Below are 12,895 nucleotides of genomic sequence, written 5' to 3'. Positions count from 1 at the left end.
TTTGTAACTCTGGCAATGAAATGTACAATGGTATTTCGGGCATAGACATAACCTGGAGGTTATCGCTGATGGCAGACTGGACGCAGAAACTGAAGCTGCACCATTTACAGATGCTGGTGGCGCTGGGGGAGCAAGGCAATCTCACGCAGGTGGCGAAAATGATGAACATTACTCAGCCCGCGCTCTCCAAATGGCTCAGCCAGTTTGAAGACGAAGTCGGCATGGTTTTGTTCGAACGCCACAGCAAAGGTCTGCGCCCGACCGAAGGCGGAAAGCTGCTGCTTCAGCACGCCCAGCGGCTGATTAACGATATGTCGCGTTCGCAGTATGAAATCGAGCGTTTTAAACAGGGCGGACAGGTGGGCAGCCTGATGATCGGCTGTTCGCCGGTGGCGACCGACTGCGTCTCACAGGCGATCCTCGAACTGCTGAAAGAGATGCCGACCCTGCACCTGAATATCGAAGAGAAAGTGATGACGCCGCTGCTTAACGACCTGCTCGCCGGCGTGGTGGATGTCGTCGTCGGGCGCGTCGGCGGGCGGGCGCTGGAGCTGCCGCTGAGCTACCGGGTGCTCTACACCGAACCGGTCTGCTTTGTCGCCCGCCCCGATCACCCGCTGGCCGAGAAATCGCGATTAAGCTGGGCCGACCTCTCTCCGTGGCGCTGGATCGTCTGGCCCACCGGCACGCCAATTCGCCTGAGCATCGACAACGCGCTGGTGGATAACGGCGTGATGCTGCCGGAAAACACCATTGAGTCCGCCTCGATGAACGTCACCAGCAATCTGCTGCAGAGCAGCGATATGGTCTCGATTCTCTCACTGCGCCTGGCGCAGCGCTACGCGGCCCAGCGCCAGCTGGCGATTCTTAATTTGCCGCGCATTGAACAAAAAGGTAGCGTTGGGGTGTTCTGGCGAAAAAGTGAAGCGCCGTCGCTGGCGCTGAGCCGATTTCTCCATTGCCTGTCCCTGCAATCTTCACTCTGACCGTCGCCCGGTCCGGTGTTCACGGTCTCTATCGCAGGTATGCGCAGAATTCATGATGTGATCGGTAGCACATTTTTGGCTTTAATTGTATGATGAATGCGGTTCATCAAGGGTTATTACCATGAGTAAATCACTGATTATTATCTGGCAGTATCTGCGCGCTTTCGTGCTCATCTACGCCTGCCTGTATGCGGGCATTTTTCTCTCTTCGCTCCTGCCGATCGCGATTCCCGGCAGTATTATTGGCATGTTGATTCTGTTTTTTCTGCTGGCGCTGCAAATCTTGCCTGCACAGTGGGTCAACCCCGGCTGCAACATCCTGATTCGCTATATGGCGCTGCTGTTTGTACCTATTGGCGTCGGCGTCATGCAGTACTGGGATTTACTGCGCGCGCAGTTTGGCCCGGTGGTGGTCTCCTGCGCGATAAGCACGCTGGTGGTCTTTTTAGTGGTCAGCTGGAGTTCACACCTGGTTCACGGTGAGCGCAAAGTGGTTGGGCAAAAAGGAAGTGAAAAATGATCCATGAAATCTGGTGGTCACTGCCGTTAACCCTGGCCGTCTTTTTCCTTGCCCGCAGGCTGGCGGCGCGGTTTAAATTTCCGCTTCTCAACCCGCTGCTGGTCGCGATGGTGGTGCTGATACCTTTTCTGCTGATTACCGGCATCTCCTACGAGCGCTATTTCCAGGGCAGCAAAATTCTTAACGACCTGCTGCAGCCGGCGGTGGTGGCGTTGGCCTTTCCTTTGTATGAGCAGCTGCACCAAATCCGCGCCCGCTGGAAGTCAATCATCACCATCTGCTTTATCGGCAGCGTGGTGGCGATGGTCACCGGCACTACCGTTGCCCTGATGATGGGCGCAACCCCGCAGATTGCCGCCTCTATTTTGCCGAAATCGGTGACGACGCCGATTGCCATGGCGGTGAGCAGCAGCATTGGCGGGATCCCGGCGATCAGCGCGGTCTGCGTTATTTTCGTCGGCATTCTCGGCGCGGTCTTTGGCCACACCCTGCTGAATGTGATGCGCATCCGCACCAAGGCCTCGCGCGGGCTGTCGATGGGTACCGCATCCCACGCCCTGGGGACCGCCCGCTGCGCTGAGCTCGACTATCAGGAAGGGGCGTTCAGCTCGCTGGCGCTGGTGCTTTGCGGGATTATTACCTCGCTGGTCGCGCCGTTTTTGTTTCCGCTCATTTTAGCAGTGGTTGGTTAAATGTGATTTGAATCACATTTTTAAATGCAACACAGATTAGTTGCAATGACAATGAGATGTTTATCACATATACAGGTTGTAACCACCCGTACACTAGATTTCCATTACATTGTTATGAGGCAACGCCATGCACCCACGTTTTCAAGCTGTTCTTCCCCAACTGGCGGCGGACCTGCAAGCGGCCATCGCCCCGATGCTGGCCGACCCGCATTTCCCGGCCCTGCTGAATGCAGACCAGGTGGCAGCGCTGCAAAGCGCGACGGGGCTGGATGAAGACGCGCTGGCCTTTGCTTTATTGCCGCTGGCGGCGGCCTGCGCGCGGGCCGATCTGTCGCATTTTAACGTCGGCGCGATTGCCCGCGGCATCAGCGGTACCTGGTACTTCGGCGGCAATATGGAATTTCTCGGCGCCACCATGCAGCAAACCGTGCACGCCGAACAAAGCGCCATCAGCCACGCCTGGCTGCGCGGCGAAAAATCCCTGCGGGCGATTACCGTGAACTACACCCCCTGCGGCCACTGTCGTCAGTTTATGAACGAACTGAACAGCGGCCTGTCGCTGCGCATCCACCTTCCCGGGCGCGAAGCGCATTCGCTGCAGTACTATTTGCCGGACGCTTTCGGCCCGAAAGATCTGGACATAAAAACCCTGCTGATGGATGAGCAGGACCACGGCTTCCCGCTCAGCGGCGACGCGCTGGCTCAGGCGGCGATTCAGGCGGCCAACCGTTGCCATATGCCTTACAGCAACTCACCATCCGGCGTTGCGCTGGAGCTGAAAGACGGTACTCTTTTCACCGGTAGCTATGCCGAAAACGCCGCCTTTAACCCGACGCTGCCCCCGCTGCAGGGTGCGCTGAATCTGCTGAGCCTCAACGGATACGATTACCCGGATATCCAGCGCGCGATCCTGGCCGAGAAGGCCGATGCGGCGCTTATCCAGTGGGACGCCACCGCGGCGACGCTGAAGGCGCTGGGCTGCCATAATATCGATCGCGTACTGTTAGGTTAGTCACATTCTGCGGGCCAAACGGCCCGCGCTGTTGAAAATCCCCGCAATTAAACGACGGTTTCTTGCGCTTGCCCGACGGGTAAAGTAGCCTGAAGCTTCCTTCGTCCACTATTGAGCCAGGTCCATGTTAAAGCGTGTGTTATACAGCCTGTTAGTCCTGTTCGGCTTGCTGCTGTTAACCGTGTTGGGACTCGACCGCTGGATGAGCTGGAAAACCTCTCCCTATATTTACGATGAGCTACAGGACCTGCCCTACCGCCAGGTCGGCGTCGTGCTCGGTACCGCCAAGTACTACCGTACCGGGGTTATCAACCAATATTATCGTTACCGGATTCAGGGTGCGCTGAACGCCTACAACAGCGGCAAGGTGAACTATCTGCTGCTCAGCGGCGATAACGCGCTGCAAAGCTATAACGAGCCGATGACCATGCGCCGCGATTTGATTAAAGCCGGCGTCGATCCGGCGGATATTGTGCTGGACTATGCGGGTTTCCGTACGCTCGATTCGATTGTCCGCACCCGTAAAGTCTTCGATACTAACGACTTTATTATTATTACCCAACGCTTCCACTGCGAGCGCGCGCTGTTTATTGCCCTGCATATGGGGATTCAGGCGCAGTGCTACGCGGTGCCGTCGCCGAAGGATATGTGGAGCGTTCGCCTGCGCGAGTTCGGCGCCCGCTTCGGCGCGCTGGCGGATCTCTATATTTTTAAACGCGAACCGCGCTTTTTAGGCCCGCTGATCCCGATTCCCGCGCTGCAGGAAGTTCCCGACGGCGCACAGTCCTATCCGGCGGTCACGCCGCAGCAGCTGCTGGAGCTGCAGAAAAAAGAGAAGTAAAGCCTCCATAAAGTGAGCGTGATAACTGGCGTCTTATCGAGCGGGAATACTTTTCTGATTACGCGAGTGAGTATCGGGATACTGAGGATAGATACCCTGAATAATTCGAGTGGCAGGAAGGCGGCAAATTATCATCCAGAAAATGCAAAAGGCAGACGCCTGAACTGACGCCTGCCTTCATTCACTAATCGTTACTTCTTCCGCGCATACTTAAGCGAATCCAGCGCCACGGCGAAGATGATAATCGCCCCTTTAATGATGTACTGCCAGTACGGGTTCACGCCGATATAGGTCAGACCGTAGTTGATGACGGTGAAGATTATCACCCCGGTCACCACGCCAAATACGGTACCGACGCCGCCGCTGAACGATACGCCGCCGACCACGCAGGCGGCAATCGCATCCAGTTCATACATAAAGCCAAGGTTGTTGGTCGCCGAACCGATACGTCCGGCTTCCAGCAGCCCGCCGAACGCGTAGAACACGCCGGAGAGCGCATAAATCATCAGCAGGTTCAGGGCGACGTTGACGCCGGAGACCTTCGCCGCTTCCGGGTTACCGCCGATAGCAAAAATATTTTTACCAAAGCGGGTCTTGTTCCACAGGATCCATACGAAGAACACGGCAATCAGCGCATAGAAGGTGATATACGACAGGCGGAATGAGCCCAGCGCGATAAACCCCTGGGCAAACTGCGAGAAGTGGCTATCGAAGCCGGAAATCGGCGACGCGCCAACAAAGTCGTAATACAGGGAGTTGATACCGTAAACGATGATCATCGTGCCGAGGGTGGTGATAAACGGCGTCACGTTCAGGTAAGCGATGATAATACCGTTGATAAGACCAATGACCGCGCCGATCGCACACACCAGCAGGATAACCAGCGGGATCGGCATCGTAGCCATCTCCGGGAACACCTTATTGGCATTGTCCACCGCCTGCAGCATCGTGGCGGCGATAACCGCCGCCAGGCCGACCTGGCGTCCGGCTGATAGGTCGGTTCCCTGGGTGACAATAAGTCCGGCCACGCCGAGAGCGATAATAATACGCACCGAAGACTGGGTCAGAATATTACTTAAGTTCAGCAAACTTAAGAAAGTCGGATCCTGGAAAATAATAATGGCCAGCAATACTAAAAGAACCACGTAAATCCCACCTTCTTTCAAATAGGTGAGAAAACTCTTTTTATTTAACGCACTCATGAGGAGCCCCTGATCTTAAAGGTGCAACGACGCAAGACGGAGAATTTCGTTTTGCGTGGTGGTTTTAGTCTCAACAATTCCGGCAACAAGACCATTGCTCATTACCAGAATACGGTCAGTAATACCCAGCAGCTCCGGCATCTCGGAGGAAATAATAATGATTCCTTTGTCTTTTTTTGCCAGCTCGGCGATCAGCTGGTAAATTTCGAACTTCGCCCCAACGTCAATGCCGCGCGTGGGTTCATCGAGCATCAGAATTTCCGGCTGGGTCAATAGCCAGCGACCGATAATCACTTTTTGTTGGTTACCACCGGACAACGAACCAATTTGCGTGTGCTGCCCCGGGGTTTTCACGCGCATCGAATCAATCACCCATTGGGTATCGCTTTTCATGCGTGAATTATCCAGCAATCCAACCTTATTCTTGTATTTCTTAATATTGGAGATCAGCGAGTTAAAACCGATATCCAGGTAGGCATAAATTCCCGTCGAACGGCGCTCTTCGGTCACCAGCGCAAAGCCGTGGTTGATGGCTTCATTGGCGCTATGGTTATTAATCTTCTTACCGTGCAGCTTGATCGTCCCGCCGGCCTTCTCGCGAATACCAAATAACGTCTCGACGATATCGGTACGTTTCGCGCCAACCAGTCCGGCAATCCCCAGGATTTCGCCTTTGTGCAGATCGAAAGAGACATCGCGAATCGATGGCTGGCGCAGTGAGGTTAAATTGCGCACCTCAAGAATTACCTCACCCGGCTTATTCTCCTTGTTCGGGAAGCGCTGATTGAGGGAGCGGCCCACCATCATCGCGATGATCTTATCCATATCCAGCCCTTCCAGCGGCTGGGTGGCAATCCACTGGCCGTCGCGCAGGATGGTAATTTCATCGCACAGCTGGAAGATCTCTTCCATTTTGTGAGAAATATAGACTATGCCGCAGCCGCGCTCTTTCAGCTTGCGGATAATTTTAAACAGATGGTTGACCTCTTTTTCGGTTAACGAAGAAGTCGGCTCATCCATAATCACAATTTTGGCGTTATAGGAAAATGCCTTCGCAATTTCAATCATCTGCATTTGCGATACCGATAACGTTCCGACGCGAGCGCGCGGGTCGATATCAATATCCAGCTCATCGAAAATCGCTTTGGTATCACGATACATTTTGTCCTGATCGACAAACACGCCTTTGGTGGGATAACGTCCCAACCACATGTTGTCCATTACCGAACGTTGTAAGACCAGGTTTAATTCCTGATGAACCATTGAAATACCGTTTTCCAGGGCTTCTTTAGCCGAATGGAAATCGATCTCTTGTCCCTGAAAAAGAATACTGCCGGAATCTTTTTGATAGATTCCAAATAGGCATTTTAATAATGTAGATTTGCCCGCGCCGTTCTCCCCCATTAACGCGTGAATAGAGTGGGGACGAACCTTGAGGTTCACATTATCGAGAGCCTTGACGCCAGGAAACGATTTGTTGATGTTGCTCATTTCCAACAAATATTCGCCTGACCGTTCGCTATTATTGCTGACCATAGTTATACCTGGCTGCGTGCGTGCATACCCCAGCCGACGCATTAACGACGAGCCGGGACGGGTTCTGTATCAGGAATAATCGGGCGTACAAGCGCGTACGCCCGCAGCTTATTAAGCGATTACTTACCGATAAATTCGCTCAGATTATCTTTATCAACGCCAACGTACGGTACGCGGACAATCTTATTATCAATTTTCCATTGAGTACCGGCAGCCGGTTCTTTTCCATCGGCCAGGTTTTTCGCCAGATCGAAGGTGGCTTTCGCCTGATTGTTGGCATCGTTCAGTACGGTACCCGCCATGGCGCCGGATTTCACCAGCGCCAGCGCTTCAGGCAGCGCATCGACGCCGAATACCGGAATGCTGCTCTTATTGTGGGCCTTCAGCGCTTCTACCGCGCCCATGGCCATCGCATCGTTGTTAGCGATGACGACTTCAATTTTGTTGGCATTCGGGCCAGACAGCCAGGCATCCATCTTATCTTTCGCCTGAGCGGTATCCCACATGGCGGTATCTAACGCCAGCTGCTGAGTTTTGAAGCCTTTATCGTTCAGCTCTTTAATAACGTAGGTGGTACGCGCTTCCGCATCCGGATGGCCCGGCTCGCCCTTCAGCAGGACAAACTGAATCTGGCCGTCTTTATTCAGATCCCAGTTCGGGTTCGCTTTCCAGTGCTTGGCAATCAGGTCACCCTGAATCACGCCGGACTCTTTTGAGTCGGTACCGACGTAGTACGCTTTATCGTAGCTATCCAGCGCCTTGCGGGAAGGTTCTTTGTTAAAGAACACCACCGGCACGTTCTGGCCACGCGCTTTGTCGATGACCGTCCCCGCCGCCGCCGGGTCAACCAGGTTAATCGCCAGCGCCTTCACCCCTTTTGCCAGCAGGACGTCAATCTGATCGTTCTGCTTGGACTGGTCGTTTTGCGAGTCATTCATCAGCAGCTGAACATCCGGCGCTGATTTGCCATCTTTTTCAATTGCCTTACGCACCACCGACATAAAGTTGTCGTCGTATTTATAAATCGTCACGCCGATACGGGTATCTGCTGCGTGAGCCGCGGCGCCAAATAACATGCTAGCCATTACAGCAGACAGGGTTAACACCTTCTTATTCATGGAATCTCCGGTTTTATTATGCAGGGTCTTTGGTGTGAAAATGGCTGGCGAGAGTTACATTTATGTTACTGCACAGCGACATTCACGACTGTAATTCTGTCTTCCGTGTAGGGTAACGCTCCTGAAAAACGGCTTTATTAATCGTTTAACCGCCGATTACTGCTGTAAAAGTGATTAATCACCGTGACATAGTATGTTCAGACTTGTAAACGCAGCAATCATAGTCAGCTTAATGTTAACAAACTGTGAAATCACTCACATATTGAAAGCGGTTACATCAGGCAGATAATTAGTTAGTGATCGGCCCCACAATTTGCCTCTGCGCCACCGAATGTCGGCGCACCAGCGTCGGCATAAAGCAGTGGCTGGCGTCACGATCCAGCTTTCCCGCCGCGCCCTGTAGCGCCAGCTCTGTCGCCAGTTTCGCCATCGACATAATCGGATAACGGACCGTCGTCAGCTGCGGGTCGGTGTAACGGGAAATGGGGATATCATCAAAACCGATCAGCGAAAGATGCTGCGGTACGGCAATGCCGTTATCTTTAAGCGTCGTGAGCGCGCCGGCCGCCATACTGTCGTTGTAGGCGAAAACCGCGCTCAGACCAAGGTTGCGCCCCAGCAGTTCGACCATCGCCGCCTCACCGCCCTGCATATCCGGCGACCCGGATCCCACCCAGCTTTCGGGAGCGACAATGCCGTGTTCATGTAACGCCCTTAACCACCCTTCTCGCCGTAAATCATCATCTTCAATGCCGTGATTGGAAGAGAGGTAGCCGATGCGCTGGTGACCATGATTGAGCAGCATGCGGGTCGCCATCAGCGCACCGCTGACGTTATCCAGCCCAACGCAGCGGTGGGCGTATCCCGGCACGATGCGGTTAATCAGCACCATTCCCGGCATATGCTCCATAAAATCCCCCAGCTCCGCGTCGCTCAGCGCTTTAGAGTGGACGATCAGCGCTGAACAGCGCTGGCGAATCAGCACCTCAATGGCGTTACGCTCTTTTTCCGCTTCATGATAGCTGTTGCCGATTAGCACATATTTCTGATGCTGCTGGGCGACGGTATCAACCGCTTTGACCAGCGCGCCAAAAAAGGCGTCCGACACGTCCATCACGACCACGCCGATGGTATCGCTGACCTGCGTCGCCAGCGCCTGCGCGTTGGCGTTCGGCCGATAGCCCAACAGCGTTACCGCCTTCATTACCGCTTCTCGCGTATCCGGGCTCACCAGCGCGCTGTTATTCAGCACGCGCGAAACCGTCGCGACGGAAACACCCGCCTGGCGGGCGACATCACGAATGGTGATCATACTCACCGACCTGTAGAGCATTGCAGTACGTCACACTCACCTCCTGTGTTCAGCAAGGAGGCTATTCTGGCAGCGACGTGCCGTACGCTACGTGAGTGAGGTCACAGGGATGGAAACGGTTACATCCATTTTGTTAATGATTGTGATCCAGATCGTTATCTGGATGTATCTTTTAATGATGTCCCCGACGCACGCAGGGTGAATTGACGCCATAGCCACTCAACGGGCCCTTGACGGAAATGACGTAGCCAAAACCACGAGAAGAGAAGATTAACCGCCCATACGGCCGGTACGAAGGCTAACAGCTGTAAGCGGTCATACTTCATAAACAGGCCGAAGCGGTAGAACAGGGTGGTGCAAATCAGGGTCTGCAGCAGATAGTTGGTTAGCGCCATGCGCCCGACGCAGGCAATCGCCCCCACCAGACGACTCTGACACAGCTGCGGCCAGAAGCCCCAGGCCAGCGCCGCGTAGCCGATGGTTTGCAGCGGCGCGCCCAGCTCCCGCGGCGCCTGTAGCAAAAATGCGCACCAGCGGTAGTCCCAGCCAAGATGCCACTGGGCAATAATCGAGGGCAAGTTGACCGCCATTCCGGCCGCAATCAGCAGCCCGCCGGTACGCCGATAGTGGTGAAGGCTGAACTGCCCTTTGAGCCAGCCGCTGCGCATCAGCGCGGCGCCCATCAGCATCATACCGGCCAGCTGCCAGCCGTACTGCGCGCCCAGCGCCAGCAGGTTATCCGACAGCATATCCGCACGATTGCTCACCGCTTCAAAGCCGCCTTTTAGCTTCCAGTACTGCTCGTACTGCAAATTTGCCGCGTCCGGCAGCCACGAACGATTGGGCGTATTGCCGGAAATCAATCCCAGCAACAGCAGTACCGCCACGCCGATAACGTACAGCACCACGCCGGTATTAAACAGCGATTTGACATCGTGCGCGTCGCGCACCATTCGCCAGCCCACCAGCCCGACCAGCGCATAGGCCAGCAGAATATCGCCGTCCCAGAAAAACAGTCCGTGAATAAAGCCAAGCAGCGCCAGCAGCGTCAGGCGCGACTGGATCCAGCGCTTGCCGCGCGGCAGCAGAAGCTGAAGTCCGGCGCCAAACAGCAGGGCGAATAGGGTCAGGAATTTGACCTGCGCCAGCAGATCGAGAATCGCCCAGGTCCAGGCGTCGCTGGCGGAAATGTTCCCGGACCACGCCGGGTTGAGGTAAGCGGCCTTCGGTAAACCGAAGGCGCTGATATTCAGTAGCAGGATACCGAGGATGGCGACGCCGCGGACAAAGTCCAGCGTGACATTTCTCTCCATGTACCCTGCTCCGTTTTAGTTGTGGTGACGTACGGCGCGCAGGAACTCCTGGCGGGTATTCTGGCTGGATTTAAACAGGCCGCCCAGCGACGTGGTGGTGGTGGCGCTGGTGGCATCGCGAATGCCGCGCGCTTTCACGCAGTAGTGCACCGCATCGATGGAAACCGCGACGTTGCTGGTCCCCAGCAGCGTTTGCAGCGCGGTGAGGATCTGCTGCGTCAGCCGCTCCTGCACCTGCGGACGCTGGGAGAAGAACTGCACGATACGGTTAATTTTCGACAGGCCAATCACCGAATCTTTCGGGATATAGGCCACCGTGGCTTTGCCGTCAATGGTCACAAAATGGTGTTCACAGGTGCTGGTCAGGGTGATATCGCGCACGGTCACCATTTCATCAACCTGCATCTTATTTTCGATGACGGTGATTTTGGGGAACCGGGCGTAGTCCAGTCCGGAGAAGATCTCATCGACGTACATTTTGGCGATGCGATGCGGGGTCTCCATCAGGCTGTCATCACTTAGATCAAGGTTTAACAGCTGCATAATCTCGGTCATGTGTCCGGCGATCAGACGCTTGCGAGTTTCATTATCAATTTCTTGTACTGGCGGACGCAGCGGCGTCTCCAGCCCACGAGCGACCAGCGCTTCATGAACGAGTATGGCTTCTTTACTCAGTGATGACATTTTTGTTCTCCTGCAGGTGTGGCGCTCTTTGCTCTTCTGAGGGCAAAGTTTGTATTCATTGTGCGTGAGGTGACGCACAGAATCCAGTAGCCGCATCGATAATTGTTGAAATTGGCGTCACCTCTCGTTCCACGCCGCCAGACCAGCGCACTACGATGCGTCACGCAACGCCCTGCTCACCTTGCCGCAACCAAGCCAATCGCCGACCCATAGCGCGACGCCTGCCGCTGCGGCAAGGTCAGCATGTTGGTTAAAAGTTGCATTAATGATGCAATACGTTCCGAAAAGGAGGAAGTGAAAGTTACTCACGAGGGCATGAAATATCTGTATTATGGAAAATTACGCCTGAGACACTTAAGGAGCCCTGCATGGAACTGCTCGAAGAGCACCGCTGTTTTGAAGGTCGGCAGCAACGCTGGCGGCACGACTCCGCAACGCTGAACTGCGCAATGACCTTCAGCATCTTTTTACCTCCCGCCGCCGCTGACGCGCCGCCGCCGGTTCTCTACTGGCTCTCCGGCCTGACCTGCAACGATGAAAACTTCACCACCAAAGCGGGCGCTCAGCGCGTCGCCGCCGAACTGGGCATTGCGCTGGTGATGCCGGACACCAGTCCGCGCGGTGATAACGTTGCCGACGATAGCGCTTACGATCTGGGGAAAGGCGCTGGCTTTTATCTCAATGCCACCCAGGCGCCGTGGTCCGCGCATTTCCGCATGTACGATTACCTTCGCGACGAGCTGCCGCAGCTGATTGCCCGCGAGTTTAATCTCAGCGACCGCTGCGCCATCAGCGGGCATTCCATGGGCGGCCACGGCGCGCTGGTGATGGCGCTGAAGAATCCGGGCCGCTTCGTCAGCGTTTCCGCGTTCGCGCCTATCGTTAACCCGACCCAGGTTCCCTGGGGCAAAAAAGCGTTTACCGCCTATCTGGGAGCGGATGAAGCGGCCTGGCAGGCCTGGGACAGCTGCGCGTTAATGCAGGCCAGCAGCGAGTCAGATGCGATTCCAACCCTGATTGACCAGGGCGATAGCGATACATTCCTCGCCGAACAGCTGCAGCCGGCGGTGCTGGCGGAAACCGCGCGTCAGAAAAGCTGGCCGTTAACCCTGCGTATTCAGCCCGGGTACGATCACAGCTACTACTTTATCGCCTCATTTATTGAGGACCACCTGCGCTTCCATGCCCGGCACCTCTTCTCCTGATCCTTTCAATGCGTCGTGAAGCACCTTCCCGGCGCATTGATACGCAAAATGCCTCATCATCCAATAGTCATAAAAACTAATATATACAGAGAGATAGTGTATTTTCCGTCGTCGGGGGTATGATTTTTGGCGGCGCTTGAGGCTTTCGCCTCAGAGCAGGATTGAGTTTTACCGTTGTGCTGAGGCAGAAAGAAGAAAGCCCCGAAGGTAATGTAATCACCCACGAGGCTGTCCCGATGCCTAGACAACATCAGGTTAGTCTCTTACCCGCCGTAAGGCAAGGAGAACAAACCATGAAGGTACCGCCCAACGTCCCGATCTGGTGTCTGCTCATCGTGTGTATCACGCTATTAGCGTTCACCCTGATGGTAAGAAAATCGCTTTGCGAAATTCGCTACCGCGATACGAACAGGGAGGTAGCTGCTTTTATGGCTTACGAATCCGGTAAGTAGCCACCTGGAGCGGTGGGTTCGC

At 55.0% G+C, this 12,895-nt stretch carries 13 protein-coding genes; 7 read left to right on the top strand and 6 right to left on the bottom strand.

The genetic code is table 11. The features are described from left to right. Positions 1–68: 68 nt before the first annotated feature. From JLG71_RS08550 to sanA, 5 genes are all read left to right on the top strand, one after another. On the top strand, positions 69–986 hold the full coding sequence (locus JLG71_RS08550; protein ID WP_046877142.1) for a LysR family transcriptional regulator: 918 nt from the start codon (positions 69–71) through the stop codon (positions 984–986). 121 nt (positions 987–1,107) lie between these two features. Further along, complete coding sequence (locus tag JLG71_RS08545) at positions 1,108–1,506, top strand: CidA/LrgA family protein (protein WP_014230151.1); 399 nt, start codon at positions 1,108–1,110, stop codon at positions 1,504–1,506. Next, complete coding sequence (locus JLG71_RS08540; protein WP_025106754.1) at positions 1,503–2,198, top strand: CidB/LrgB family autolysis modulator; 696 nt, start codon at positions 1,503–1,505, stop codon at positions 2,196–2,198. Before JLG71_RS08545 ends, JLG71_RS08540 begins: the two co-directional genes overlap by 4 nt. 127 nt (positions 2,199–2,325) lie before the next feature. Further along, positions 2,326–3,210, top strand: a complete 885-nt coding sequence (cdd, locus tag JLG71_RS08535) for a cytidine deaminase (RefSeq protein WP_032750617.1) — start codon at positions 2,326–2,328, stop codon at positions 3,208–3,210. A gap of 124 nt (positions 3,211–3,334) precedes the next feature. Then, positions 3,335–4,051 (top strand): outer membrane permeability protein SanA, encoded by a 717-nt coding sequence (gene sanA, locus JLG71_RS08530; protein WP_004852661.1) that lies wholly within the window; start codon positions 3,335–3,337, stop codon positions 4,049–4,051. Positions 4,052–4,242: 191 nt separating this feature from the next. Here the strand turns inward: sanA and mglC are convergent, their stop codons facing one another. The 6 genes from mglC to folE all read right to left on the bottom strand — a co-directional run bounded on the left by mglC (position 4,243) and on the right by folE (position 11,216). After that, a complete protein-coding gene (gene mglC / locus JLG71_RS08525; RefSeq protein ID WP_004852662.1) occupies positions 4,243–5,253 on the bottom strand; it encodes a galactose/methyl galactoside ABC transporter permease MglC in 1,011 nt (336 codons plus the stop codon). Between the two features lie 15 nt (positions 5,254–5,268). Further along, the gene (gene mglA, locus JLG71_RS08520; RefSeq protein WP_200914095.1) at positions 5,269–6,789 is read right to left on the bottom strand and encodes a galactose/methyl galactoside ABC transporter ATP-binding protein MglA; all 1,521 of its coding nucleotides are present in this window, start codon (positions 6,787–6,789) and stop codon (positions 5,269–5,271) included. Between the two features lie 119 nt (positions 6,790–6,908). Then, positions 6,909–7,907: a galactose/glucose ABC transporter substrate-binding protein MglB gene (mglB, locus tag JLG71_RS08515; RefSeq protein WP_014230154.1), complete on the bottom strand. Its 999-nt coding sequence runs from the start codon at positions 7,905–7,907 to the stop codon at positions 6,909–6,911. Positions 7,908–8,196: 289 nt separating this feature from the next. Beyond that, positions 8,197–9,219, bottom strand: a complete 1,023-nt coding sequence (gene galS / locus JLG71_RS08510; protein ID WP_014230155.1) for an HTH-type transcriptional regulator GalS — start codon at positions 9,217–9,219, stop codon at positions 8,197–8,199. 155 nt (positions 9,220–9,374) lie between these two features. Beyond that, complete coding sequence (yeiB, locus tag JLG71_RS08505; RefSeq protein WP_200914093.1) at positions 9,375–10,532, bottom strand: DUF418 domain-containing protein YeiB; 1,158 nt, start codon at positions 10,530–10,532, stop codon at positions 9,375–9,377. Positions 10,533–10,547: 15 nt separating this feature from the next. Beyond that, positions 10,548–11,216, bottom strand: coding sequence for a GTP cyclohydrolase I FolE (folE, locus tag JLG71_RS08500; protein WP_004103895.1), 669 nt, complete (start codon positions 11,214–11,216; stop codon positions 10,548–10,550). A 368-nt stretch (positions 11,217–11,584) separates the two neighbouring features. Between folE and fghA the strand changes: the two genes are divergently transcribed. Then, on the top strand, positions 11,585–12,421 hold the full coding sequence (gene fghA, locus JLG71_RS08495; RefSeq protein ID WP_038424722.1) for an S-formylglutathione hydrolase: 837 nt from the start codon (positions 11,585–11,587) through the stop codon (positions 12,419–12,421). Positions 12,422–12,714: 293 nt separating this feature from the next. Then, entirely contained in the window at positions 12,715–12,873 is a 159-nt protein-coding gene (locus JLG71_RS08490; RefSeq protein WP_025106750.1) for a type I toxin-antitoxin system Hok family toxin, read from the top strand. The last annotated feature ends 22 nt before the right edge of the window (positions 12,874–12,895 follow it).

The organism is Klebsiella michiganensis (assembly GCF_015139575.1).
GTDB lineage: Bacteria > Pseudomonadota > Gammaproteobacteria > Enterobacterales > Enterobacteriaceae > Klebsiella > Klebsiella michiganensis.
This window is presented reverse-complemented; position numbering and strand designations above follow the sequence as displayed.

What these genes read in the sequence shown, in the direction of transcription:
- JLG71_RS08550 (WP_046877142.1), top strand. Translation starts at nt 69, where the DNA reads ATGGCAGACTGGACGCAGAAACTGAAGCTGCACCATTTACAGATGCTG.
- JLG71_RS08545 (WP_014230151.1), top strand. Translation starts at nt 1,108, where the DNA reads ATGAGTAAATCACTGATTATTATCTGGCAGTATCTGCGCGCTTTCGTG.
- JLG71_RS08540 (WP_025106754.1), top strand. Translation starts at nt 1,503, where the DNA reads ATGATCCATGAAATCTGGTGGTCACTGCCGTTAACCCTGGCCGTCTTT.
- cdd (WP_032750617.1), top strand. Translation starts at nt 2,326, where the DNA reads ATGCACCCACGTTTTCAAGCTGTTCTTCCCCAACTGGCGGCGGACCTG.
- sanA (WP_004852661.1), top strand. Translation starts at nt 3,335, where the DNA reads ATGTTAAAGCGTGTGTTATACAGCCTGTTAGTCCTGTTCGGCTTGCTG.
- mglC (WP_004852662.1), bottom strand. Translation starts at nt 5,253, where the DNA reads ATGAGTGCGTTAAATAAAAAGAGTTTTCTCACCTATTTGAAAGAAGGT.
- mglA (WP_200914095.1), bottom strand. Translation starts at nt 6,789, where the DNA reads ATGGTCAGCAATAATAGCGAACGGTCAGGCGAATATTTGTTGGAAATG.
- mglB (WP_014230154.1), bottom strand. Translation starts at nt 7,907, where the DNA reads ATGAATAAGAAGGTGTTAACCCTGTCTGCTGTAATGGCTAGCATGTTA.
- galS (WP_014230155.1), bottom strand. Translation starts at nt 9,219, where the DNA reads ATGATCACCATTCGTGATGTCGCCCGCCAGGCGGGTGTTTCCGTCGCG.
- yeiB (WP_200914093.1), bottom strand. Translation starts at nt 10,532, where the DNA reads ATGGAGAGAAATGTCACGCTGGACTTTGTCCGCGGCGTCGCCATCCTC.
- folE (WP_004103895.1), bottom strand. Translation starts at nt 11,216, where the DNA reads ATGTCATCACTGAGTAAAGAAGCCATACTCGTTCATGAAGCGCTGGTC.
- fghA (WP_038424722.1), top strand. Translation starts at nt 11,585, where the DNA reads ATGGAACTGCTCGAAGAGCACCGCTGTTTTGAAGGTCGGCAGCAACGC.
- JLG71_RS08490 (WP_025106750.1), top strand. Translation starts at nt 12,715, where the DNA reads ATGAAGGTACCGCCCAACGTCCCGATCTGGTGTCTGCTCATCGTGTGT.